The organism is Microbacterium sp. CPCC 204701, assembly GCF_004010105.1.
GTDB lineage: Bacteria > Actinomycetota > Actinomycetes > Actinomycetales > Microbacteriaceae > Microbacterium.
Genome location: NZ_RRYE01000633.1, coordinates 1 through 1052, shown reverse-complemented (window position 1 = coordinate 1052; position 1052 = coordinate 1). Strand labels below are relative to the sequence as shown.

Genomic DNA, 1052 nt, shown 5'->3' with positions numbered 1-1052 from the left:
CGCATGTCCGCGTCGAGCTGCGCGCGCTCCGCCGCGTTGGCGGCCTCCGCTGCGGCGAGCGCGTCGCGCGCCGCGACCGCCTCCGCGAGGGTCGCCTCCACGGCCCCGGTCACCTGACCGTGGACTGCGACCAGCGCGGACCGATCGGTGAAGTACCGCGCGTAGACGGCCTCGAGCTCGGGAGCGAACCCGCCGTCCGGCATGACCTGCGATCCGAGGTACGCGAAGAGCTCGGTCTCGCGGTTCTCGTCGTGAGCGCCGATCGAGGCCTGGATCTGCGCATGCACCGGATCCTCGGGGGGCACCCGCGCGATCTCGGCGTGCAGCATTTCGTGGATGCCCGGGATCTCGGCCGCCCCCAGCCCCTCGTAGGCGGCGTGCAGCAGCTCGTGCGCCAGCGTGGTGACGGCGGTGTCGGCTACGCGGGGATCGGCGGGCTGGTACACCGTGATCCCGGACAGGGAGTTGTAGCACCCCATGGGCGGAGCCTCGTCCTCACCGCTGTTGCACGCGCGCGCGATCTCGTCGAGGTCGGCGACGCGAGGACGCGCGGCGTAGAGCGTCGCCCTGCCCACGTCGGTGAGGAACGTCTTGTCGGCGATCGCGATGAGGTCCGCGGCCGGCTCCGGCTGGAGCAGCTGCTGTGCGCTCGTGAGCAGTCGGTCGGGTCCGGTCACCGCGACGATGCCGACGAGCGTGGCGACGATCAACCCCGCGACGACCGACACCGTGATCGCGCGCTTGCGATGGTACTCGCGGCGAAGCCGTGAGAACGGGTCGTCCGAGGTCTTCCACGAGGTGTCGGGGTTCGACGGCTCGAAGAAGGTCATCGCGGGACGGTAGCCACGGCGCGCGAACGCCCGGGTGCGGGAATCTGAACGGGGGCGGTCCGAGCACCGGGCCGCGGCGCCCGGATCACGGATGACATCCGCCAAACGCCTGGCCGGCTCGAGCTTCATGGGCGATCGCGGCCTAAGGTTGTCCCATGGCAGCGGCATCCGGTCCTGACCGTGAGAACACCCGGCCCGGCGCGGAGGATCCGCCGCACCCCG

At 71.7% G+C, this 1052-nt stretch carries 1 protein-coding gene; it reads right to left on the bottom strand.

Going from position 1 to position 1052, the window contains the following annotated elements:
- On the bottom strand, nt 1-830 hold an 830-nt coding region (locus EIO58_RS18480), incomplete at its 3' end, for a hypothetical protein (protein ID WP_164861893.1).
- Between the last annotated feature and the right edge of the window lie 222 nt (nt 831-1052).